The organism is Bifidobacterium sp. KRGSERBCFTRI, from assembly GCF_025908335.1.
Window position 1 is genome coordinate 72,550 of sequence record NZ_CP109653.1, and the last position, 21,319, is coordinate 93,868.

Consider the following 21,319-nt stretch of genomic DNA (forward strand, 5'->3'; position numbering starts at 1 on the left):
ACGATTGCCATTCAGGCCAGGTCGTCATGCGAGCCGGTGCGTGTCAGCACCAATTGAGTGGTGCGAAATACGGTGCTAAGCATCCATCAGGTCTTTCATCAGACTCTCGGAACTGGTGAAGGACCTGCCTTCGTGTGCTTCCGTCTGCCGACGTGCCTCAATGCTCTCCGGTTGTTCGCGGGTGATCTTGAACGGCATGCCGTTGTCGCGAATGGATTGGCGCAGGAAGACGTTGAGGGCGGTGGAAAGGTCCATGCCCATCGATTCATAGAGTGCCTTGGCCTCTTCCTTGACTTTCGGGTCGGTACGAAAGCTCACGGTCGCTGTCTCGCTCATGCGAACCCCTATGGTCTTCTGGCTGATGAAATAGATATCTGCCATTGTATAACTTATGTAATGCATTGTCTATACAATGGCAGATGTCAATTTCGTATCATTGCCCGAGGGTGCGCATCTCCATCTGCAATAGCGAACGCTTCATCTCCACGCCATAGGCATAGCCGACGAGATTGCCGTTCGCGCCGACCACGCGGTGGCATGGCACGATGAACGGAATCGGGTTGCGGTTGTTCGCCGAGCCGACCGCGCGCACGGCCTTCGGGTGCCCCACCGCCTCGGCGATCTGCGCGTAGGTGCGCGTCTCGCCGTACGGAATCTGCAGCAATGCGCGCCATACGGCCTGCTGGAACGGGGTGCCGCTCGCGAACGCAATCGGCACGGTGAACCGCCGTAGCTCGCCGGCGAAGTACTGTTCGAGCTCACGGAACGTCTCGTCGGTGAGCCCGGTCGTCTCGCCTGCGCCGTCGGCGTCGTAGTCCGCCTGCGGAATGATGCGCAGCCGAACAACGGCATCATCCTGCCAGTCCACGCGCACCGGTCCGTATTCACTCGCATATGTTGCAAATCCCTGCATCTGTGCCTCCTCCTCGATGGCTGTACGTTGCCTTGATTATAGGAGGTCAGATTTGGGTTGGTGAGAGGGAGCGCCGAATGCTCACCGATTCTGCGTAATGTCGCGCGTAATGTCGCGTTTACGCAAGGCGCGCATATATTGGCCATGTGTGTTTGTACGCGCACGGCTGATCTGTATGGTGGCGACTGCGCGATGGGGTGCGTCGGGGACGGAGGTATGCGCCTGGTGGGGTAGGTTGGGTGTATGGGTCGGGAGCGGCAGTCGCAAGAAACGGCACGGGGTAATGGTTTCCACCGTGTACGCGCCATCATCATCGCCTGCGTGGTGGTAATCGGTCTGTTGGCCGGCGTCGCAGTGCGTCTGTCCACATGGTGGCACGCTTACAGGGTGCCATCGATGACGGGGCAGACGATTGCGCGCGTGTCTGCGGACAGTTCGGTGACCGATGACGTGTCGCAATGGTACAGCCAGTGGAAGGGCAGGCGGCAGGAAATCGGCGTTGCGCCGCAGTATCAGTTGAGCTCGGTGCGGATTCGCACCGTGCAGCGATTGCCGAATATCGCGTCGCGGTATGACCAATCCGATGGGCGGAACATCTACGTGCGGCTGGACGCGACGGTGCGCCCGCGGTTTGCGTCGATCCAGCGCATCACCGACGTGCATGGATGCCAGACATACGCCGTGGAGTCGGGAATCAACGAATCGTGTGTGTTCACATCGGAGCCGCGTCAGGACGGTTACCGCATCGCGCAGGTGATGGAGCCGATCATGTATCAGCGATTGGCGTATCCGGAGCAGTTCGAGAAGACGGAGCCGGATCCCACGGCTCCGGTGCTCGACGGCCGCAATGGGTATCGTCTGTCCAAAGAGAGGCTGGAGGTGACCTACGACGGCGGGACGACGTGGCGCGAGGTGCCCGACGGCGTCGCGCGCATCGTAGGCGGCATCAACGCGAACACCACGCTATGGCTCGAGCCGTCGAGGTATGTGATCACGCCACAGTTCACGGCGTTCGTGGGGTACGACGAGGGCACGCATACGGCGCAACTCCTCTATTCATGGGACGCCGGTTCGACGTGGCTCACGTCGGCATTGGGGCACGGTGTGCAGGCTCCCTCCTACATCTCCGTGGTTGGCGACCGCATCGGGGTGGCATATGGGTATGGCGACACGCTTGGCTCGGTCGGGTATGCGATGGTCGCGGGCACGTTGCCCGAACTGCGCGCGGATGCGGAGGCTGTGTGGCGGCAGATTCCGATGTATATGCAATATCCGTCCGATCTGACGATGGCGGGATGGGTCAATGACACCACGGTGATCGTCGGGCAGGCCGGATCGCTGCATGTCTCGTCGGATTCAGGGGCCACATGGCGTGAACTGGGAATACCCAAGGAACCTGGTTTGGAGGGCAAGCTGGGGTATTACCCGTTTGATACGCCGACGCATGTATGGGTGGAGGATGGCACGGCCTATCTCGCAATGGGTCAGGGAGAAGATGCCGATTATGCGCCGAATGGCACAGTCGTGGAGGCGGTGTTCTCGTACGATCCCGCCACGGATGCGTGCACCTTCATCAGGCAACAGCCCGCCCCCACGCCAATGCCTGCAGGTTGAACGCCGCTCCTTGCTTCGCTTTGTCGGCCTCCGCGACGATGCGCAGGGCGTTCAGCGTGCGCGGGTAGCCGATGTAGGGCAGGTTCTGCAGTACCACTGTGCGCAGGAAGTCGGCGGTGTTGCCGAGGGCGATGTTCGCCTTCGTGTGGGCGAGCAGCTGCGGTTCCACGCTACCCTGTGCCGCGAGATAGCAGAACGTGATCATCTCGCGCTGCAGATTGGTGAGCCCGGTGCGCGTGTAGTAGTCGCCGAAGCAGTTGTCTGCAAGCCAATAGTTCACCTTGCTGCGCTCGTAGCTCTTGTCCATGCCCTCGCCGAACAGCTCGACCTGCTTGGCATTGCCGGCCTCGAGGCGGTTCTCCATGGTCGTGGTGGTCTGGTCGGGCAACGGCAGGGCCACTCCGCGCGCTTCGAGCACTTCGTTCGTGATGGCGAGGAATGGCCGCACGCGACCGATGCCGAGGTAGTCGACGGCCTGGTGCACGACCTCCTTCGCCTGCACCGGCGTCAACCCGGCGTCGAGCGCGCGCCCGAGCTGAATGCGGAACTCATCCGCGCCCTGGCAGCCGAGCAGCGTGGCCAGGATGGCCAGATAGCGCGTGGTCGGTTCAAGCTCCGTTTCGGGGTCTCGCGCGACCTCCACGTCGGCGAAATGCAGCATGCGCTCGGCGAACTGCGGGTCTGTCTCTTTCAGTCGTTCATTCGGTTGTTCGGTTATGCCAGCCATTCCAGACTCCTTTGCGTATTGTTTCACTTGAGCGAGCGGTAGAATGCCTCGTCCACCGGTTCGAGCCAATCGTTGCTCTTGCCCTCGCCCGGCACGTCGATGGCGATGTGCGAGAACCAGCTGCCGGGGGCCGCGCCGTGCCAATGCTTCGTGTTCGCCGGAATGTGCACGACGGTGCCCGGCGTCATCGCGATCGGTTCCTGGCCTTCGATCTGCGCATACCCGCGGCCGCCCACGCAGATGAGCATCTGGCCACCGCCCTTCGTGGCGTGATGGATGTGCCAATGGTTGATGCAGCCGGGTTCGAAGGTCACGTTGGCCATGCTGACCTGTTCGCCGGAGACCGGCGCGAGCCAGCTTCTGCCGGTGAAATACTGCGCGTAGGCGTCGTTCGGCTCGCCCACCGGGAACATGAGCGACTGTGCGTATGCGGTCGGAACGCCGACGGGAATCGGGTAATTGTTCATTGCTTGCCTCTTTTCATATGCCTTTTCATATGCCGCGCTCGGCATGTCTGTGAGTGTTATGCGGCGCACTGTTGCATGCAACAAATGATGAAAAATCATGTATTGCATTCGCGATGTGCATATGGTCTGCGCGGTCTGCGCTTACAGATTCCGCGTGAAGAACCCGGCGATCGTGTCGAACGGGATCGCATTGAGATTGTCATACAGGTCGGTGTGATTGGCCCCCGGGATGATCAGCAGTTCCTTGTTCGCCGGATTCACGCCATGCTCGAGCTTCTCATACGCGGCCTTGCTGAAGTACAGCGAATGCGCCTTCTCGCCGTGGATGAGCAGCGCCGGGTTCTCGATTTCGCCGATGTAGGTCATCAGCGGCATATTCATGAACGGCAGCGACGAGGTGACGTTCCAGCCGGCATTCGAGTTCACCGAGCGCGCATGGTAGCCGCGCGGGGTCTTGTAGTACGCGTGGTAGTCCCTGACGAACTGCGGGGCGTCGTCGGGCAGCGGGTCGATGACGCCGCCGGCGCGCGCATAGTCGCCGTTCGCGTAGTCCTCGGTGCGCTGCTTGGCCAGCTGTGTGCGCATCTCATTGCGTTTGGCGGCCGAGTCGTCGGCGTCGAAGTAGCCGTTCGCGGTGACGCGGCTCATGTCGTACATGGTGCTCGCCACGGTGGCCTTGATGCGCGGGTCGTTCGCGGCCGCGTTGAGTGCCAGGCCGCCGAAGCCGCAGATACCCACAATGCCGATGCCCTCCGGATCCACGTCGGTGCGGTTCGCCAGATAGTCCACGGCGGCGGAGAAATCCTCGGTGTTGATGTCGGGGGAGGCGACCGCGCGGGGCGAGCCGCCGGATTCGCCGGTGAACGACGGGTCGAACGCGATCGTGAGGAACCCGCGCTCGGCCAAGGTCTGCGCATACAGGCCGCTTGCCTGCTCCTTCACTGCGCCGAAGGGTCCCGAGACGGCGATCGCCTTGAATCTGCCGTTCGCCGGCACGCGCTTCGGCTTGTATACGTCGGCCGCCAGCTCGATGCCGTAACGGTTGTGGAAGGTGATCTTGCCGTGCTCCACCTTGTCGCTCTGAGGGAAGGTCTTGTCCCATACCGGGGTCAGTTCAAGTGCCGTCATTGCATTCACTCCTTGTTGGTATGCAGTTGGTGTTTGGTTGATGATGTCAGTATGAACGCAATGGCGATATAACGCAAATAGTTATTTGGTATAATCATTATTCTGTATGGGAATAATATTGGGAAAGGAAGCCGATGGAGATTCGCGAGCTGCGTGCATTCCTCGAAGTTGCGCGCGAGGAGAACATGACGCGCGCCGCGGGCAATCTGCATATGTCGCAACCGTCGCTGTCGAAGCTCATCAAATCGCTCGAACACGAACTCGGGGCGAAACTGTTCGTGCGGCGCAGCTTCGGCCTCACGCTCACCAAGGAGGGGCGCGTGCTGCGCGAGCGTGCGCGCGATCTGGTGGGCATGGCGAACCGCATCGAAGACGAATTCGCCTCGCTTGGCAACATCACCGGCGGCACGCTGTATTTCGGGCTCGCGGAGTCATACCAGATTCAATATCTCGCCCGGCAGATCAAGATTCTGCGCGAACAGGCCCCGGATTTGCGGTATCACGTGGAAAGCGGCGTCTCTGCGCAGGTGCTTGAGCATCTCGATCAGGGCTCGCTCGATTTCGCCGTGCTCGCGCAGGACCCCGATCTGACGAAGTATGAGGCGCTGACCTTCCCGGGCGTGGATCGGTGGGGCATCATTGTGCCCGCAGACCATCGGCTGGCATCGCGGTCTTACGTCGAACTCGACGACTTGGTGGGCGAGCCGCTGTTCTGCTCGCAACAGGGATGGAAGCATGAGATCGCGCGCTGGGCTGGCTCGCGCATGCCCGATCTGCGGCTTGAGGCGACCTTCGGACTCGCTTACAATGCGGCCGTCTTCGCGCGTGAAGGGCTCGGTGTGCTGCTCACTTTCGATAGGATCGTCGACACCAGCGCGGATTCCGGCATCGTGTTCCGCCCGCTCAAACCGGCCCTCGAGACCAAATTGCACCTCGTCTGGCGGCGTAACCGGCCGCTCAGCCCGATAGCCGAGCGGTTCCTGGACCAGCTGCGCCGCGCCTAGCCTGCGCGGCGCAGCTGGTGGGCGGTTCGGCCGTTCGTCGCTACTTGCGCTCCCAGCTTTTGGCGACGGCTGCGTTCTCCTTCGTGTTCTGTGCCATGACACCGACGATTGGATGCGGCTGGTATGGACGTTCGAGTGCGGCGATTTCGCTGTCGCTGAGCTCGAAATCGACGGCCGCGACAGCGCCGTCGAGATGATGTGGTTTCGTCGCGCCGATGATGGGCGCCGTCACTTTGGTGAGCAACCATGCGAGTGAGACCGTCGTCATCGTCACGCCACGGGCTTCGGCGATGCGTCTCACCTCGTCTATGATGTCGGCATCCATTGCGGCGGCGGCATCGTACTTACCGTGGGCGAAGGAATCCTCGCGCAGTCTGCGGCTCGTCTCGCCCGGCCTGCGGCTCAGGCGCCCGCTTGCGAGGGAGCTGTATGGGGTGAGCGCTATGCCCTCCTCCTGCGCGCAGGGCAGCATCTCGCGTTCGTCTTCACGGAACAGCAGATTCATGTGGTTCTGTACGGAGATGAACTGCGGCCAGCCATGTTCGCGGGCGATGGCGTTGGCCTTCTCCAGCTGCCACGCCGCGATGTTCGCCGCGCCGATGTACCGCGTCTTGCCGGCGGCCACGGCGTTCGCGAAGCCCTCCATGATCTCCTCGATCGGCGTGCGCCAATCCCACATGTGGTAGATGTACAGGTCCACGTGGTCCATACCGAGATGGCGCAGACTCATATCGAGATTGTCGCGGACGTGCTGCTGGCCGCTCACGCCGTTCTCGATCTCCTCGTCGGTGCGCGGCAGGAACTTCGTGGCCACCACCACATCGTCGCGTGCCGCCATGGAGGAGAGCGCGCGGCCGAGGTATTCCTCGGACGTGCCGTTCTGGTAGACGATTGCCGTGTCTAAGAAGTTGATGCCCGCGTCTAGCGCCTGCTGCACAATCGCGCGTGATGACTCCTCGTCGAGCGTCCAGCTGTGTTGACCGTTGCCTGCATCGCCGAAGCTCATGCATCCCAGGCAGATGCGTGAGACTTCGAGGTCGCTCGGGCCGAGTGTGGTGTATTGCATAGGTTCCTCTTTTCCAGTGTCGTATGCGTTATTCGTAGATGTGGGTTGGGTTCAGATTACCGGGCGAACACGGTGGTGAGCCATGGGGCGAAATACTGGTCGATCCAGCCGCCGTCGGCGCCGAAACCGTGCGGCCAGCCGTTCATCTCATGGGTTTCGACGCTCACGCCTGCGTCACGCAACGCCGCAATCGCAGCGATGGCGAGTCGTGTGAACAAATGGCCGTGGCGTATTCGCATGGCTTCCTCCGATACTCAATACTCGTCCAATAAGTGAATTGGTTATGCAGGGTCTACCGGGTGAACGGCTCGTAGAACATGCGCGAACCGGGCACACCGTGACGTAGCAGCATGCGGCGCACGTCGCGGATCATGCCGGAGGGGCCGGCGATCAGGTAGATCGCGCCATCGGTGATCTGTTCGGCGAGTTCCGTCTTGCTCCAGCGCCCCACCTGCATGTGCGGCGTGTGCGCCTCGCTTGCGCTCCACTTACGCAATTCGTCTGCATACAACAGGTCGTCGGCGCGTTTCGCCGTGTACATCACGGTGACCGGGCGATTGGTGCCGGACAGCGCCATGATCGTGGGTATGATCGGCGTGATGCCGACGCCGCCCGCGTATACGACGATCGGTGCATGCGCATCGTGGCGTGCGATGAACCGTTCATACATGCCGAACGGCCCGATGACGTCCACACGCATGCCGGCCCGCGCGGTGCGGTACAGCCGCTCGGTGAAGTCGCCGTTGATGCGCACGGCGAACCGCATCGCATCACCATGCTCGCCGGGCAGATTCGCAATCGAGAACGGGTGGGACCCGTGCATGCCGCGTTCGCGGGGGAGTCTGAGGAACACGAAGTCGCCGTATTCCCAGCTGTGCATCGCCGGGCAGTCCACGAGAATCTCCACGATGTCGTTTGAGACCCTGCGCGCGGAGACGACCTTGCCGCGGGCGGCGAACATGCGGTCGCGCAATTTCACCCACGCATACCAGGCGAGCACGAGCCCGGTGGTCACGTCCATCGTGACGATGAACGCCGTGAGGTCCTTGATATAGAAGACCAGATTGAAATGCAGGCAGGCAAGCACGACGGCGACGAGCACAATGCGGTGCAGCCACACGGTGAACTCATGGCGGAACACGCGTTCGAGCCAGCTGCGCACGGTGGCGAGCGGCGGAACCAGCGTATCGAGCCAGCCTGCCATCATGACGAGTGCGAGCGCGACAATGCCGACCAACGTCCAGAACGCGATCTCGCCCGTTGTTTTCGCCGGTCCGAACGACGGCAGCACGTATTGGTGGTAGACAACGAGCGCGAGCGCCCCGGTGCCGAGCACGCCGTGCAGCACGTAGATGCCGGGCAGTCCTATGATGCGGTCGAGCCAGCGGGGTCGGCAGCCGAGCCACACGCATTCAAGCATCCATATGTAGGCGTAGATGCCGGCGGTGATGGGCGTGAGCATCGAACGGTACATGGGTCCGAGCGTGGCCCATGGGATCGCCGTGAACGGCATGGGCACCACGACGAGCGCGGCGGCCCACACCAATACAGCCTGAATGGGGAATCGACGGATTGCAATGCGTTTCATGGGCATATGCGTCGGTTAGCGTAAGGAAACGGCAGGCTACTTGAGCACGCCGATCTTCTGCAGCCAGGGCTGAATCTCGTCGTTCGACGTGACGCGCAGGCCCTCGGTGACGTTGGCGCCCTTGGCGCTCGACCGAAGCATGTCGAGCGTGCCGTCGATGCCGCTGCTTGCGGACGTGGCGAAGGGGATCACCGTCTTGCCGTTGAGGTCATAGGATTCCAGGAACGTGAGCACGGGCATCGGCGGTTCCATCCACCAGATCGGGTAGCCCACGAAGATCGTGTCGTACTGGGCCATGTCATCGACCTTGCCTTTGACCTGCGTGCGCGCGTTCTGGTTGAGCTCGTCACGGGCGATCTCGGTGGTGCGCTGGTATTCCTCCGGGTAGGCCTGCACGGGTTCGATGCGGAACATGTCGGCTCCGGTGAGCTTCTGTATTTCCTCGGCGGCGCGCTGCGTGGTGCCTGTCTTCGAGAAGTAGGCGATGAGCGCCTTGCCGTTGCTGCCCTTCGTCACGGTCGGGGTGTCGCCGGAGGTGCCGGTGTTGTTCCCGGAATCGTTCGACGCCGTGGAGGATCCCGACGAGTTCGATGAGGAGCCCGAGGTCGAGCCGCATGCGGAGAAGCCGAGGACCATTGCCAAGGCAAGCAGCAGTGCGAGTAGGCCGCGTGAGCGGGTTGACGTGGTGTTCATGGTGTTCCTTTCCGGTTGTTCTCGTGGATTGGATGCGCTGTGGAATTGGTCACGGCTCGATGTGCTTGGCCCAGAACGCCGTGGCGTCATCGATCCAGCCTTCGGCGGTGGTTCCCACGCCGAGCCCGAAGCCGTGGCCGAGTTGTGGATAGTGGTGGAATTCGGTGTCGATGCCGGCGGCTTCGGTGCCAACAAATCTAGCGGGCGGGAGCGCTACCGGCGCGAATTGGTTTTCTCTCGGCTATGTGCCGGTAGCGGTACCGGTCAGCATCGGGCATACTGTCTGATGATCGTGAATGCTGTCGCGTACGGCACACGACGCGATCGGATGGGAGCGACCATGTACACGATGAAGCAGGCCTGTGAGCTCACCGGATTGAGCTACGAGACCCTGAAGTTCTATTGCCGGTCGGAGCTCGTGCCGCGTGTGCATCGTGACGCACGCAACCACAGGGTCTTCGACGACCACAACATCGCATGGATACGGTCGTTGGTGTGTCTGCGCCGCTGCGGCCTCGGCATCGCCGAGATGAAGCGGTGCGTGGCCCTATGCCTCGAGGGTGAGGCGTCCATTCCGCAGCGGCGGGAGATATTGGCGGAGAAACGTGAGGAGCTCCAGCATCGGTTGCAGGACATCGAGGATTCGATTGCCTACATCGATGCCAAGGAGCAGTTCTACGAGGCGGTGCTCGACGGCACCACGCCGTACGTGAGCAACGTGCTCGGGTTGGAGGAGTGAGTGCTGGGGCAGTGGATGGGCGCGGCATGCACGCCCATCCACCACCGTGCCGTCAGGCGATCGAATCCGCCCAGGTCTTGAGTTCGGCCTCGCTGGCATTCGCGGCGAAGCGACGCCCGTTCACCCAATGGGCGTCCGGTGCCGAATCGTGCAGTTGCTCGCCGAGTGCGCCGCGTGTGCTTGACGACGACGTGGCGAACGTGGTGATCGTCTTGCCGGTGAAATCATGCGATTCGAGCCAGGTGCGCACTTCGCGCGGTGCGGTGTCCCACCACAGCGGGTAGCCGACGAAGATCTCGTCGTAGCCGTCTGCGGAGGGGCTTGCGGAGATGGGTGGCCGCATTGCGCGGTCGGCGTGCTGGCGCGAAGCACGGCTCGTCGGATCGGTCCAGTCGATGTCCTGCGCGGTGAACGGCGGCACCGGGACGATCTCGGCGAGATCGGCGTCAATCGCCTTCGCGAGGTTCTGTGCCACCCGCCGCGTGGTGCCGGTGGCGGAGATGTATACGACCAATTGCTTGCTCATGGCGTTGCCTTCCTGTTTGTTTCAATGAGGTGAGGTGTGCTGTGGAACGTGCTTGGATCGCGGCCGCTCACTGTTCGGCGCGCATCGTCTCGATGCGTGCGATCTGCTCGCGTACGCGCTTGGGCTGGGTGCACTCGGGGAAGTTGTCGCGGTCCAGCACGCCGTCGAGTCCGGTGTCGGGTTGCAGTGCGGCGAACATCGACGCGAGTTCGGCGTCGGTTTGCGCCGTGCCGGCCACGTCGATGAGTTCGAGCGTCTTATGGTCCGCTTCCTTGCAGCCGAGTGCGTCGACGAGCGTCTGGGCGACCTGGCGGCGCGCCGCCGAGCCGTCCTGCGGCCCCATGGGGTCGCGCCGGTCTCCCTGCTCGAACTTCAGCTGGTGCTCGTCGGCGCCCTCCATGTCGAACCAGCCCGGCCGCACGATCGTGTACTCGTTGCCCGAGGCGCGCACCAGGCGTTCGCTGTGGCGCTTCCAATCATGGGCCTCGGTGGAGCGGTTGTAGTCGTTGTCCATGTTCGTCACGCCGATCGACGTCATCAGCGCAATGCGCGCAGGACGCCCGTCGAGTGCCTCCAACGCGTTGCGCACGGCACCGTAATCGACGGTTTCGGTGAGCGTGGGCCCTCCGTTCGACCCGTGGGTGAACACAATGCCGTCAATGCCGTCAAGGGCCTGCCGCATTGACTCCACGCTCGTCAGGTCGCCTTGGACCACTTCGACCCCGCAGCCGAAATGGATGCGTGACGGGTCGCGCACGAGTGCGCGCACACGGTAGCCGGCCGCACGCGCCTTCTCCACGGCATGGCGCCCTATGCTTCCCGAGGCGCCCACGACCAGTACATGTGTTGGTTTCATGGGGCTCCGACCTTTCGTTACGCTTCGGCGATGTCGATCATCGACTTGATGGCACGGCGTCCGTCCATCGCCTCATAGGCCTGCTGCACATGGTCGAGGTCGAAGGAGGCGGTGAACACCTTGCCCGGGTTGATTTCGCCGTCGAGCACGGCCTTGAGCAGTGTGCTCTTGTCGTGCGTGGCCACCGAGGCGATGCCGCCGGTCAGCGATACATTGCGCCAGAACAGCGCGTTCACGTCGATGCTGTTGTCATGTGGCACGCCGACGCGGCTCACATAGGCACCCGGGCGTCCGCTGCGCACGGCGGATTCAATGCTCTGCTCGGAACCGACGCATTCGAGCACGCGGTCGGCGCCCGCGCCGTTCGTCATCTCCATGATGCGGGCCACCGCCTCGTCGCCGCGCTCGGGAACGATGTCGGTCGCGCCGAATTCACGGGCAAGTGCCGCACGATCCTCATGACGGCTCATCATGATGATCCTGCCAGCGCCAAGCAGCTTCGCACCGATCACCGCGCACAGGCCCACGGCGCCGTCCCCGTAGATCACCACGGTGTCGCCGGGTTCGATCCTCGAGCTCCACGCGGCGTGATAGCCGGTCGCCATGACGTCCGAGAGCGCCAGCAGCGAGGCGATCTGCTCGTCGGTGTAGTCGGCGGGCGTACCCGGAATCTTGATGAGCGCGGTGCCTGCCCAGGTGGCGCGCATGTATTCGGCCTGGTAGCCGGCATTGCCGCCGGGCTCCATGTTGAAGCAGTTGCCGTCGTATCCCTTCTCGCAGGCCTCGCAGTGCCCGCAGCAGTGGGTGAAGGGAACGATCACGAAGTCGCCGGGCTTCATGTCGTGCACGTCGGCGCCCACCTCGTCGATGATGCCGATCGCCTCGTGGCCCACGAGCGTGTTGTGCGGGCGCTCCGAGATGCCGCGGAACCACCACAGATCCGAGCCGCATACGCATGCCTTGAGCACGCGCACAATCGCGTCGGTGGGCTTCTCGATTCTCGGGCGCTCCACTTCGCGCACTCCGACGTGTTCGGGTTCCACGAACACCGCGGCTTTCATCATGTTCTCCGCCATAGTTGTCCTTTCGCGTTCCATTCGCTCCGGTCCGCACATCGGCGTGATTGGGAGTGCACGTGATTGGGAGTGCATGGGTATGCTGTTGCGTATGTGAACACGGTAAATCCGCGAAAAAGATATTACAAATACAAAGATTTGATATAATTGTATGCAAATGTTCGATGTAAATCTGTGAGGTGATATTCATATGGATATTCGCACCTTGCGGCACTTCGTCGCCGTCGTGCAGGAAGAGGGGATTTCCGCGGCGGCCGACGTGCTGCGCATGAGTCAGCCGGCGCTGTCGCGGCAGATGAAGGAGCTTGAGAACGAGCTCGGCGTGACGCTGTTCGAGCGAGGCAACCGCGGGCGCAGCATCTCGCTGACGAAAGAAGGGCGCGTGTTCTACCGGCGTGCACGGCAGATCATCGAACTCGCCGACCGTGCGCGCGCCGAAGTGCATATGCACGACGAGATCGCCGGCACCATACACATCACGGCGGCGGAAAGCAATCTGATGAACATCGTGGCGCTCGCCATCGCGCAGACGCGCCTGCTGTACCCGCGCATCACCTTCGACATCCACGACGACAACGGTCCGAACAATGTGGAACGCCTCAACAACGGCATCGCCGACTTCGCCGTGATCATGCAGCCGATCGACATGACGCGCTTCGACCACCTCTCATTGCCCGGAGCCAATCCGCTCGGCATCGGCATGCGCGCCGACGACCCGATCGCCGCCAACGAGACGATCACGAACGAGCTGATCCGCGATATGCCGCTCATCACGTCGACGGGCGCGAACCAGCGCCGCGATCTGTCCGGATGGCTCACGCAAGGCACGACGCTCAACATCGTCTCCCACGTGAATCTCGCATACAACGCGGCCTGCCTGGTGCGCAACGGCGTCGGCTACATGCTCACCGTGAACGATCTCACCGAGTTCAGCGACCCCGAACACGATCTCGTCTGGCGCCCGCTCGACCCGCCGCTCGACATTCGCCTGAGCGTCATCTGGCGCAAGGACCGCGACCTGTCTCGCGTCTGCCAACTGTTCCTGCAGCAGTTGCGCACGGTGATCACGCAGATCCGGACCGCGCAGTAGCGCTACCGGCTCGGCTCGGCGGCCTCGGGCAGCCCGGCCATCTTGCACAGCTCATCGATGGTGACGAACGAGTAGCCTTTCTTCTTGAGCTGCTTGATGATCTCCGGCAGCGCCTTGACGGTCTGGCTGCGGTCGCCGCCGCCCGAATGCATGAGCACCACGGCGCCGTTGTGCACGTAATCGACCACTTCCTTCGTGATCTGCTTCTCTCCCGGCCGCTTCCAGTCCAACGTGTCCACATCCCACAGCACATTCCTGTCGATCAGCGTGGCGTTGTTCTTCCACTCATCCACGCCGAACGCGCCGTACGGTGCGCGGAACGTGCGAGTGCTCACATCGGACGCCTTCTTGATGTCGCTGAGGCTGCTCTCAATCTCCTGACGCTGCTCCTGCGCGCTCATGTTCGGGAAGTACGGGTGCGAGACGCTGTGCGAGGCGATCTGGTGGCCCTCCCTCACGATGCGCTGCTCCACCTTCGGGAATTCGAGCGACTGCTCGCCGAGCTCGAAGAACGTCGCCTTCACCTTGTTCTGCTTGAGAATGTCGAGGATCTTGTCGGAGTAGATGCTCGGACCGTCGTCGAACGTGAGCGCGATGACCTTCTTGCCCTCCGGGCGCGGTGCGAACGACTTCACAATGAGCGGCTCCTGCTTGCGAATCACGGTCTTGGCGGCAGTCTTCTTCGACTGCCTGCCCACCCAGAACTCCTGCAACCCGTCCTCGCCCTGCTGGGTGACGATCTGCACCGGTCCGCCGTTCAGATTGATGTCCGTCTTGAACGGCACCTTCCGCTGCTCCACCGTATGCTCCTCGGTGAGGTCGGTGCCCGGCGTGACCGTAAGCGTGCCGTTTTTTTCGAAACGTGTGTGGTCCCAGTCGGCGGGCTCGATCTGTTTGCCGTCGAATTTCACGCTCACCGTGTTGCCGCCGCTAGGTTCGAGCACCTTGCCCTCCACCGACAGCAGGCGACCCGGTTTGCGTTCGAAATCGCGGTGGTCGCGCATGAACGCCGCCACCGTGGTGTCGGCCTTCGCGGAGTACGCAGTGCCGTCCACCTCAATGCTGAGCGTGCGCCAGTGGTATTGCCACATGTACCAGGCCCCGGCGCCGAGTGCGAGCACAAGCAGCACGATGAGCGTGGTCACGGCCGAGAACAGTGCCGGATGGCGGTGCTTAGGCTTCGGGGCATGCACGTTGTCGCCGAACGAGAGATCCTCGACCTCGTGTTCGAACTCCGCGCGGCCCGCCTCCTCGTTCTCATAATCAGGAATGCGCTCGGCGTCTTTGCCCGCCACGTGATCCTCGCGATCCATCTTCAATCTTCTCGCCACTGCCAACCTCGCTTTGCAACCTCTTCCAGAGTACTATTCGCCCACTGGTTTTGGCCAGCGGCCTCGGCATCTGAGCTCACCGTGAAGTGCCTGTCGCGTAACGTGCACGCGCGCATAATGGAACTATGAGTATCGCAACACCGGAACAGTATGCACACATGCTCGACGCCGCCCGCGCAGGCGGCTACGCGTACCCCGCGATCAACGTGACCAGTTCGCAGACCCTCAACGCCGCCCTGCAGGGTCTCGCCGACGCCGAATCCGACGGCATCATTCAGGTGTCCGTCGGTGGCGCCGCATATTTCTCGGGCCAGCGCGTGAACAACCGTGTCACCGGCTCGCTCGCCTTCGCCGCGTTCGCACACGAGGTGGCCAAGCAGTACCCGAACATCACGGTAGCGCTGCACACCGACCACTGTGCCAAGCAGTATCTCGACGAATGGGTGAATCCGCTGCTCGACATCGAGATCGACGAGGTGAAGCACGGCCGCGAGCCGATGTTCCAGTCGCATATGTGGGACGGTTCCACGGTGCCGCTCAAGGAGAATCTGGACATCGCCGAGAAGCTGCTCGAGAAGTCCAGACTCGCCCACACCGTGCTCGAGATCGAGATCGGCGCGGTGGGCGGCGAGGAGGACGGCCACTCCGCCGAGATCAACGAGAAGCTGTATTCGAGCGTTGCCGACGGCATGGCCGTGGCTGACAGACTCGGTTTGGGTGAGCGCGGCAAATACATGGCCGCCTTCACGTTCGGCAATGTGCACGGCGCGTACAAGCCCGGCGTGGTGAAACTGCGCCCCGAACTGCTCCACGAGATTCAGCAGGGCGTGTGGAATGCGGCGAAGTCGGGCGAACTCAATGCCGTGCTCAATTCCGACATGCCCGACGGCAAGCCGTTCGAACTCGTGTTCCACGGCGGCTCCGGCTCCACTGCCCAGGAGATCGCCGAGGCCGTCTCGTACGGCGTGATCAAGATGAACATAGACACCGACACCCAGTATGCGTTCACCCGCGCGGTGGCCGGTCACATGTTCCGTGATTACGACGGCGTGCTCAAGATCGACGGCGAGGTGGGCAACAAAAAGCAGTACGATCCGCGCTCGTGGGGCCGTGAAGCCGAGGATTCCATGGCGGCGCGCGTGGTGGAGGCCTGCGAGGAGCTCGGTTCGGCCGGCCGCGCACTCAAGTAGTGTTCGCAGGGGCGGCGCGTGCGTGCGGTACCGCCACTCGCGGTGGTTGTTCTTGCAGTTGCTTCCTCGCTCCGGCTGTTTTCCGTTCCTTTCGCGTGCTGTTTTTGCAATTTCGTTCTCATCGCGTATGGTTTCCGCTCCATTCGTGTGCCGTTCTTGCAACTGCATTCTCCGCGGGGTGATCGTAGACGGCTTCCCTTGTCGTTCTTGCAGTCACGTTGAGGGGCCGGCCATCCTGTGGCTTTTAGGAGTGCTTCTTTTGCATCCGCGCTCTCATGGTTGCCGGATTGCATCTTCCCTCTTGTCGTTCTTGCAGTTGCTTCCTCACCCGGGTCAGATTCCTGCTTCCTCGGTAGTTGTTTTTGCAATTGCTTTTGCGATTGCGGCTATTGTGCGACGCCTACGCGCATGTCGCAGGCGTCGCCATGCATGCCGCCCTGCGGGAATCGGGGGATGCGGCAGTCTCATCTCACGAGGCGACCCGGAAACCGCCGCTTCAAGAGCTCGTGCTAACCTGACTTCGGCTACATTAGACCCAAAGCGGAGGTTGGAATGCCTGGAATCGTGTTGATCGGTGCACAGTGGGGTGACGAAGGCAAGGGCAAGGCTACCGATTTGATCGGCACCAAGGTCGATTACGTCGCGCGTTTCAACGGCGGCAACAACGCAGGCCACACGGTGGTGGTCGGCGACGAGTCGTATGCGCTGCATTTGCTGCCATCCGGCATCATCAGCCCGACGGCGACTCCGGTCATAGGCAACGGCGTCGTGGTCGACCCGGAGGTGCTGCTCGAGGAGATCGAGGGGCTCGAGAGCCGCGGCATCGACTGCTCGCGCCTGCTGGTGAGCGAGTCCGCGCATGTGATCGCGCCCTACCACCGCATGATCGACAAGGTGACCGAACGCTTCGCCGGCAAGAAGAAGATCGGCACCACCGGCCGTGGCATCGGTCCGGCCTATGCCGACAAGATCAACCGCGTGGGCATCCGCATCGCCGACCTGTTCCATGAAGACGTGTTGCGCGACAAGGTGAGCAATGCGTTGCACCAGAAGAACCAGATGCTCGTCAAGCTCTACAACCGCCGCGCCTTCGACGTGGAGGCCACCGTGCAGGAGCTGCTCGAGGTGGGCGTCAAGCTCAAGCCGTACGTGGCGAACACGTCGCTCATTCTCAACAATGCGCTCGACGACGGCAAGACCGTGCTGTTCGAGGGAGGTCAGGCCACGATGCTCGACATCGACCACGGCACCTACCCGTTCGTCACCTCGTCGAACCCGACCGCAGGCGGCGCCTGCACCGGCACCGGCGTCGGACCCACGAAGATCGACCGTGTGATCGGCGTCTCCAAGGCCTACGTCACCCGAGTGGGCGAAGGGCCGTTCCCCACCGAGCTGTTCGACGAAAACGGTGAATGGCTGCGTGCGCAGGGCCACGAATACGGTGTGACCACCGGTCGCCCGCGTCGCTGCGGCTGGTTCGACGCCGTGGTGAACCGCTATGCCACGCAGGTCAATGGTCTCACCGACATCGTGCTCACCAAGCTCGACGTGCTCACCGGACTCGATGAGATTCCGGTCTGCGTCGCCTATGACGTGAACGGGGTGCGCTACGACGACATGCCCACCGACCAGTCGGCCTTCGCCGCCGCCAAGCCGATCTATGGGATGATGCCGGGCTGGAGCGAGGACATCTCGCAGGTGCACGCTTTCGAAGATCTCCCGCAGACCTGCCAGGACTATGTCAAGCGCCTTGAGGAGCTCTCCGGCTGCCGTATCTCCGCGATCGGCACCGGCCCGCAGCGCGACCACATCATCGAGGTCCATTCGCTTCTCGACTGACTTTCGGCTACACTGTTTCCGTGCCCTTCGCGGGCATGCGGGTCCGCGCGCGTCGCAGTGACGCCTGCCGTACTCCCGCAATCTGAACACCTGTTTGGCACGGTGCAGTGGCCGGCAATAGAGACGAGGCGATACGCGCAATGACCACGCGACCAGAACACTTGACGCATGCCGATGCGACGTCACCGGGCGACGTCGATGCTTCCTCTGCTGCCGCGGAACCGGGCGATTCCGACGCCCACCTTCACCTCTACGATTCCCAGTCGTTCTCGCCGGCCACCGGCGCCCCGCACGAGCCGGTGACGCCGGACTTCCGCAAGGAGATGCTGCAGCCGCACCCCACCGGCGCCGCGGCCGCACGCCGGCCTCCGAGCATTCCGCTGTCGCCCCGCAAACGCATGCAGGCCAAGTTCAACCCGCTCGCGGACGGCATGATGTATCTGGTGATCTTCATTGGCGGCATGCTCGGCACGGTCCTGCGCTATTCGCTGTGGCTGCTGTGGCCGCAGCCACTGTCGAAGGGCGGTCTGCTCATGGCATTCCACCCGGCCACGCTGATCGCGAACCTGTGCGCGTGCTTCATATTCGCCGTGCTCGTCAGTTACATGTCGCAGGCCGTGTGGGTGAAGAAGCGCACGCGCCAGCTTGCCAACGGCGGCTTCGGCATGGGCATGTGCGGCGGGTTCTCAACGCTTTCGGCGATGATGGTGGAAGACATCACCTCGCTCCACTCCCACTCGTACCTGGGATTCTTCCTGTACACGCTGTTCACGTTCGTCGCGGCGTTCGCGATCGCTTGGTTCGGCAGCTGGCTGGGCCTGCGTCTTGCCCGCAAACGCACCGGCATGCATGTGCGCGAACGCATGGAGACCGTGAGAAAGCCGGCCATTGGCGTGCGCGTGCCCACTGCGAACGGCGTGCAGATGACGCCCTCCGCCGGCGACGACCCGAACCCGAGCACCGACGAGCTGCCGATCATCAGCGAAGAGGAGCACCTCGACTTGCTGGCAGACCCGCACATGGTGGAGCCGTTGCAGCGCACGGCCGGCAAACGCGACGGAGGTGCGCGCTGATGGGAACCTTCCTGCTCGTCTGCATATGCGGGGGACTCGGCGCCGTCGCCCGTTTCATGCTCAACACGTCGATTCAACGCTGGTGGCATAGGGCCTACCCGCTCTCCACGTTCATCATCAACATCATCGCCGCCCTCTGCGCTGGCACTGCGGCCGCGGCATACTTCTACCAAACAGTGAACTATTCCACTTATTTGCTGTTTGTCGCCGGTTTTCTGGGTGGTTTCTCCACGTTCTCCACGGCGATCAACGAGATGGTGTCGCTCACTCGCACGCGTCAGCTCGCGGTGGCCGCTTTCTACTTCCTCACCACGCTCGTCGTGCCGTTCTGCGCCGTGGTGCTGGGGTGGTTCTTCGGCTCGATCGGGCATTGATACATGAATACTGTTCCGTGCCTGATCGCGGAACGTCAGGATCGTGAGGTCTTGTCTGAGGAATGCCTTCGCTCCGCCATCTACTTTTTATCTCATCTCAGATTCACCCGTGAAACGAACCAAGTGCCTCATACTTGGTCTGTTTCACTGAGCGCAATCTGGCGAGACAGATTAAGTGCGCGGTACTTGGTTTGTCTCACGCGCAGATCGGATTCCGCGGCATATGGGAAGCGGCATAGGGGAAAGGGCTCCGTTGGCGGAGTTCCTGAACTGGCTGCTCGAGGTCGCGCCACAGCGCAAGTGCGCGAGAAGAGCCCGCGCGGTTTCCGCAAACGCATGGGCTGGCACTGGCAGCTCGCCTCGCGTATCGAACCCGGCGAGGTGCATGGTGCTTAGCGCCAGACTGCAGTCATTGTGCGGGACCCAACTGCCATGTGCATGATTCCGTTCGCACGCGCGTAAAATACCACAGATTGTAAGCGACATGTGAACGGCCGCGTTGCAGAGTAACAGAACAGAAAACCGAGTGAAATTTGCGCTCGCCATTCTCCCCCTAGATTGGAGGCAACGAAGAGAGAGGGGGTGCATATGGCATCCATGGTTTCACAACCACAACGCCGTGCCGAACGCGGGCGGCGCCGAAAGGGTCTGGCCATCGTGTGTGCGGGCATCGCGGGCTTGTTGCTGGCGATGCTCGCCAGCATGATCGGCGTGCCGAACGCCGTGGCCGCGGAGGCGGTGGACAAGTGCGTGCCGAACGCGGAGCACGGCTGTGTGAGCGGCATTCTGCAGACCCAAGACAAGACGCCGATCCCCGACGTGACGGTCACGTTGGGCGGCGAGGAGGAGGCCACGGCCACCACTGCGGAGGACGGTGCCTGGGCCTTCGAAGTGAATGCGGACGGCGAGTACACCGTGAGCATCGACAAGGCGGTCGCCGAGAAGTACAAGCTCGGCGAAAGCGGCGCGACGGTGGAGATCGCCAAGAAGTCGTTCTCCAAGCAGCGTGCCGTCGTGCGCTTCGACAAAGCCGCGGCAGGCAGTGCGGCGGAAACGGAAAGCGGCAATGCCGACTCCGCCAAAAGCGGGGAGCAGACTGCGGCGAATACCGCGCAGGCCGGCGATGACGGCAAGGGCTCCGGCTTCTGGTCGCGCTTCTGGCAGCAGCTCTACTCGGGTTGCATCTTCGGCCTCATGCTCGGCCTGATGGCGGTGGGCATGAACCTCGTGTACGGCACCACCGGCCTGAGCTCCTTCTCCCATGGCGAGCAGGTGACGCTCGGCGGTCTCATGGCCTATGTGGGCACGCAGATGCTGCATATGCCGGTCGTGCTCTCGGCCATCTTCGCGGTGGCGATCGGCGCGCTCGCCGGATGGGTGCAGAACCAGCTCGTCTGGGCACCGCTGCGGCACAAGCGCGTGGGCGTCATGCAGCAGATGATCGTGACGATCGGCCTGTCGATGGCGTTGCAGTACATCTACCAGTTCTTCTTCGGCGGTGACATCAAGGGCATTGTCAAGTCGGTGCCGGAGGGCATTCAGCTCGGCCCGATCGTCACGAACGCCCCGACGCTCATCGCGGCGGCCATTGCACTGGTGACCATAGTCTCCGTCACCGTGTTCCTCTACTGCACGAGACTGGGCCGCGCCACCCGAGCCGTGTCCGACAACGCGGCGCTTGCGGCGGCCTCGGGCATCAACGTGGATTCGGTGGTGCGCATCGTGTGGATCCTCTCCTGCGGCCTGGCCGCGCTCTCCGGCGTGCTCATTGGCATCCACCTCAACGGCATCGCCTGGAACACCGGCGTCACGTTGCTTATGCTCATGTTCGCCGCCGTCACGCTCGGTGGCCTCGGCACCGCGAACGGCGCTCTGGTGGGCGCCCTGATCGTGGGCATTGTGGCCGATATGAGCACGCTCGTCATTCCCAGCGACATGCGCTACGCCAGCGCGCTGGCAATTCTGATTCTCGTTCTGCTGATTCGCCCGCAGGGCATTTTCGGCAAGCAAAAGAGGGTGGGCTGA

The 21,319-nt window shown here is 62.6% G+C and carries 22 protein-coding genes; 9 read left to right on the top strand and 13 right to left on the bottom strand.

Annotated features, from left to right (window positions below; genetic code table 11):
* Window positions 1-75 precede the first annotated feature (75 nt).
* Both OGI63_RS00295 and OGI63_RS00300 read right to left on the bottom strand, forming a co-directional pair.
* Window positions 76-381 (bottom strand): type II toxin-antitoxin system RelB/DinJ family antitoxin, encoded by a 306-nt coding sequence (locus OGI63_RS00295; RefSeq protein ID WP_004218398.1) that lies wholly within the window; start codon window positions 379-381, stop codon window positions 76-78.
* 52 nt (window positions 382-433) lie between these two features.
* The gene (locus tag OGI63_RS00300) at window positions 434-913 is read right to left on the bottom strand and encodes a methylated-DNA--[protein]-cysteine S-methyltransferase (protein WP_004218399.1); all 480 of its coding nucleotides are present in this window, start codon (window positions 911-913) and stop codon (window positions 434-436) included.
* A gap of 396 nt (window positions 914-1,309) precedes the next feature.
* On the opposite strand from OGI63_RS00300, the gene OGI63_RS00305 reads away from it, so the two are divergent.
* Complete coding sequence (locus OGI63_RS00305) at window positions 1,310-2,527, top strand: WD40/YVTN/BNR-like repeat-containing protein (RefSeq protein WP_004218400.1); 1,218 nt, start codon at window positions 1,310-1,312, stop codon at window positions 2,525-2,527.
* On the opposite strand, the gene OGI63_RS00310 is transcribed toward OGI63_RS00305, so the two are convergent.
* From OGI63_RS00310 to OGI63_RS00320, 3 genes are all read right to left on the bottom strand, one after another.
* On the bottom strand, window positions 2,487-3,254 hold the full coding sequence (locus OGI63_RS00310) for a carboxymuconolactone decarboxylase family protein (protein WP_004218401.1): 768 nt from the start codon (window positions 3,252-3,254) through the stop codon (window positions 2,487-2,489). The genes OGI63_RS00305 and OGI63_RS00310 overlap by 41 nt on opposite strands.
* Before the next feature lie 23 nt (window positions 3,255-3,277).
* Complete coding sequence (locus tag OGI63_RS00315; RefSeq protein ID WP_004218403.1) at window positions 3,278-3,721, bottom strand: cupin domain-containing protein; 444 nt, start codon at window positions 3,719-3,721, stop codon at window positions 3,278-3,280.
* Between the two features lie 141 nt (window positions 3,722-3,862).
* Window positions 3,863-4,849, bottom strand: a complete 987-nt coding sequence (locus tag OGI63_RS00320) for an alpha/beta hydrolase (protein ID WP_004218405.1) — start codon at window positions 4,847-4,849, stop codon at window positions 3,863-3,865.
* 134 nt (window positions 4,850-4,983) lie between these two features.
* Between OGI63_RS00320 and OGI63_RS00325 the strand changes: the two genes are divergently transcribed.
* Complete coding sequence (locus OGI63_RS00325) at window positions 4,984-5,853, top strand: LysR family transcriptional regulator (protein WP_004218406.1); 870 nt, start codon at window positions 4,984-4,986, stop codon at window positions 5,851-5,853.
* Between the two features lie 40 nt (window positions 5,854-5,893).
* Here OGI63_RS00325 and OGI63_RS00330 read toward each other — a convergent pair whose 3' ends face one another.
* Genes OGI63_RS00330 through OGI63_RS00345 form a run of 4 tightly spaced genes read right to left on the bottom strand, consistent with a single transcriptional unit; the run spans window position 5,894 to window position 9,200 of the window.
* A complete protein-coding gene (locus OGI63_RS00330; protein WP_004218407.1) occupies window positions 5,894-6,919 on the bottom strand; it encodes an aldo/keto reductase in 1,026 nt (341 codons plus the stop codon).
* 56 nt (window positions 6,920-6,975) lie between these two features.
* Window positions 6,976-7,158 (bottom strand): hypothetical protein, encoded by a 183-nt coding sequence (locus OGI63_RS00335; protein ID WP_004218408.1) that lies wholly within the window; start codon window positions 7,156-7,158, stop codon window positions 6,976-6,978.
* A gap of 53 nt (window positions 7,159-7,211) precedes the next feature.
* Window positions 7,212-8,507 carry a ferric reductase gene (locus OGI63_RS00340; protein ID WP_004218409.1) on the bottom strand — a complete coding sequence of 432 codons (1,296 nt, stop codon included), beginning with the start codon at window positions 8,505-8,507 and terminating at the stop codon, window positions 7,212-7,214.
* Between the two features lie 36 nt (window positions 8,508-8,543).
* Window positions 8,544-9,200, bottom strand: coding sequence for a flavodoxin (locus OGI63_RS00345; protein ID WP_004218410.1), 657 nt, complete (start codon window positions 9,198-9,200; stop codon window positions 8,544-8,546).
* Here OGI63_RS00345 and OGI63_RS00350 point away from each other — a divergent pair.
* Window positions 9,199-9,939 carry a MerR family transcriptional regulator gene (locus OGI63_RS00350; protein WP_004218411.1) on the top strand — a complete coding sequence of 247 codons (741 nt, stop codon included), beginning with the start codon at window positions 9,199-9,201 and terminating at the stop codon, window positions 9,937-9,939. The two genes, OGI63_RS00345 and OGI63_RS00350, sit on opposite strands and share 2 nt — an antisense overlap.
* 52 nt (window positions 9,940-9,991) lie before the next feature.
* On the opposite strand, the gene OGI63_RS00355 is transcribed toward OGI63_RS00350, so the two are convergent.
* The 3 genes from OGI63_RS00355 to OGI63_RS00365 all read right to left on the bottom strand — a co-directional run bounded on the left by OGI63_RS00355 (window position 9,992) and on the right by OGI63_RS00365 (window position 12,397).
* Window positions 9,992-10,465: a flavodoxin gene (locus tag OGI63_RS00355; RefSeq protein ID WP_004218412.1), complete on the bottom strand. Its 474-nt coding sequence runs from the start codon at window positions 10,463-10,465 to the stop codon at window positions 9,992-9,994.
* Window positions 10,466-10,532: 67 nt separating this feature from the next.
* Entirely contained in the window at window positions 10,533-11,321 is a 789-nt protein-coding gene (locus OGI63_RS00360) for an SDR family oxidoreductase (protein ID WP_004218413.1), read from the bottom strand.
* A gap of 17 nt (window positions 11,322-11,338) precedes the next feature.
* Window positions 11,339-12,397 carry a zinc-dependent alcohol dehydrogenase family protein gene (locus OGI63_RS00365; protein ID WP_004218414.1) on the bottom strand — a complete coding sequence of 353 codons (1,059 nt, stop codon included), beginning with the start codon at window positions 12,395-12,397 and terminating at the stop codon, window positions 11,339-11,341.
* Between the two features lie 190 nt (window positions 12,398-12,587).
* On the opposite strand from OGI63_RS00365, the gene OGI63_RS00370 reads away from it, so the two are divergent.
* Window positions 12,588-13,487, top strand: coding sequence for a LysR family transcriptional regulator (locus OGI63_RS00370; protein WP_004218415.1), 900 nt, complete (start codon window positions 12,588-12,590; stop codon window positions 13,485-13,487).
* 2 nt (window positions 13,488-13,489) lie between these two features.
* Here OGI63_RS00370 and OGI63_RS00375 read toward each other — a convergent pair whose 3' ends face one another.
* Window positions 13,490-14,800, bottom strand: coding sequence for a polysaccharide deacetylase family protein (locus OGI63_RS00375; RefSeq protein ID WP_004218416.1), 1,311 nt, complete (start codon window positions 14,798-14,800; stop codon window positions 13,490-13,492).
* Window positions 14,801-14,943: 143 nt separating this feature from the next.
* On the opposite strand from OGI63_RS00375, the gene fbaA reads away from it, so the two are divergent.
* The 5 genes from fbaA (at window position 14,944) to OGI63_RS00400 (ending at window position 21,319) form a co-directional block, all read left to right on the top strand.
* Complete coding sequence (gene fbaA, locus OGI63_RS00380) at window positions 14,944-16,008, top strand: class II fructose-bisphosphate aldolase (RefSeq protein WP_004218417.1); 1,065 nt, start codon at window positions 14,944-14,946, stop codon at window positions 16,006-16,008.
* A 552-nt stretch (window positions 16,009-16,560) separates the two neighbouring features.
* A complete protein-coding gene (locus tag OGI63_RS00385; protein WP_004218418.1) occupies window positions 16,561-17,847 on the top strand; it encodes an adenylosuccinate synthase in 1,287 nt (428 codons plus the stop codon).
* Between the two features lie 140 nt (window positions 17,848-17,987).
* On the top strand, window positions 17,988-18,920 hold the full coding sequence (locus OGI63_RS00390; RefSeq protein WP_004218419.1) for a fluoride efflux transporter FluC: 933 nt from the start codon (window positions 17,988-17,990) through the stop codon (window positions 18,918-18,920).
* Window positions 18,920-19,294, top strand: a complete 375-nt coding sequence (locus OGI63_RS00395) for a fluoride efflux transporter FluC (RefSeq protein ID WP_004218420.1) — start codon at window positions 18,920-18,922, stop codon at window positions 19,292-19,294. Before OGI63_RS00390 ends, OGI63_RS00395 begins: the two co-directional genes overlap by 1 nt.
* Before the next feature lie 588 nt (window positions 19,295-19,882).
* Window positions 19,883-21,319, top strand: a complete 1,437-nt coding sequence (locus OGI63_RS00400; RefSeq protein WP_004218421.1) for a branched-chain amino acid ABC transporter permease — start codon at window positions 19,883-19,885, stop codon at window positions 21,317-21,319.

What these genes read in the sequence shown, in the direction of transcription:
- OGI63_RS00400 (WP_004218421.1), top strand. Translation starts at nt 19,883, where the DNA reads ATGGCATCCATGGTTTCACAACCACAACGCCGTGCCGAACGCGGGCGG.
- fbaA (WP_004218417.1), top strand. Translation starts at nt 14,944, where the DNA reads ATGAGTATCGCAACACCGGAACAGTATGCACACATGCTCGACGCCGCC.
- OGI63_RS00390 (WP_004218419.1), top strand. Translation starts at nt 17,988, where the DNA reads ATGACCACGCGACCAGAACACTTGACGCATGCCGATGCGACGTCACCG.
- OGI63_RS00350 (WP_004218411.1), top strand. Translation starts at nt 9,199, where the DNA reads ATGGTGTTCCTTTCCGGTTGTTCTCGTGGATTGGATGCGCTGTGGAAT.
- OGI63_RS00340 (WP_004218409.1), bottom strand. Translation starts at nt 8,507, where the DNA reads ATGAAACGCATTGCAATCCGTCGATTCCCCATTCAGGCTGTATTGGTG.
- OGI63_RS00300 (WP_004218399.1), bottom strand. Translation starts at nt 913, where the DNA reads ATGCAGGGATTTGCAACATATGCGAGTGAATACGGACCGGTGCGCGTG.
- OGI63_RS00385 (WP_004218418.1), top strand. Translation starts at nt 16,561, where the DNA reads ATGCCTGGAATCGTGTTGATCGGTGCACAGTGGGGTGACGAAGGCAAG.
- OGI63_RS00395 (WP_004218420.1), top strand. Translation starts at nt 18,920, where the DNA reads ATGGGAACCTTCCTGCTCGTCTGCATATGCGGGGGACTCGGCGCCGTC.
- OGI63_RS00335 (WP_004218408.1), bottom strand. Translation starts at nt 7,158, where the DNA reads ATGCGAATACGCCACGGCCATTTGTTCACACGACTCGCCATCGCTGCG.
- OGI63_RS00355 (WP_004218412.1), bottom strand. Translation starts at nt 10,465, where the DNA reads ATGAGCAAGCAATTGGTCGTATACATCTCCGCCACCGGCACCACGCGG.
- OGI63_RS00370 (WP_004218415.1), top strand. Translation starts at nt 12,588, where the DNA reads ATGGATATTCGCACCTTGCGGCACTTCGTCGCCGTCGTGCAGGAAGAG.
- OGI63_RS00310 (WP_004218401.1), bottom strand. Translation starts at nt 3,254, where the DNA reads ATGGCTGGCATAACCGAACAACCGAATGAACGACTGAAAGAGACAGAC.
- OGI63_RS00305 (WP_004218400.1), top strand. Translation starts at nt 1,310, where the DNA reads ATGACGGGGCAGACGATTGCGCGCGTGTCTGCGGACAGTTCGGTGACC.
- OGI63_RS00375 (WP_004218416.1), bottom strand. Translation starts at nt 14,800, where the DNA reads ATGGATCGCGAGGATCACGTGGCGGGCAAAGACGCCGAGCGCATTCCT.
- OGI63_RS00360 (WP_004218413.1), bottom strand. Translation starts at nt 11,321, where the DNA reads ATGAAACCAACACATGTACTGGTCGTGGGCGCCTCGGGAAGCATAGGG.
- OGI63_RS00315 (WP_004218403.1), bottom strand. Translation starts at nt 3,721, where the DNA reads ATGAACAATTACCCGATTCCCGTCGGCGTTCCGACCGCATACGCACAG.
- OGI63_RS00320 (WP_004218405.1), bottom strand. Translation starts at nt 4,849, where the DNA reads ATGACGGCACTTGAACTGACCCCGGTATGGGACAAGACCTTCCCTCAG.
- OGI63_RS00365 (WP_004218414.1), bottom strand. Translation starts at nt 12,397, where the DNA reads ATGGCGGAGAACATGATGAAAGCCGCGGTGTTCGTGGAACCCGAACAC.
- OGI63_RS00345 (WP_004218410.1), bottom strand. Translation starts at nt 9,200, where the DNA reads ATGAACACCACGTCAACCCGCTCACGCGGCCTACTCGCACTGCTGCTT.
- OGI63_RS00325 (WP_004218406.1), top strand. Translation starts at nt 4,984, where the DNA reads ATGGAGATTCGCGAGCTGCGTGCATTCCTCGAAGTTGCGCGCGAGGAG.
- OGI63_RS00295 (WP_004218398.1), bottom strand. Translation starts at nt 381, where the DNA reads ATGGCAGATATCTATTTCATCAGCCAGAAGACCATAGGGGTTCGCATG.
- OGI63_RS00330 (WP_004218407.1), bottom strand. Translation starts at nt 6,919, where the DNA reads ATGCAATACACCACACTCGGCCCGAGCGACCTCGAAGTCTCACGCATC.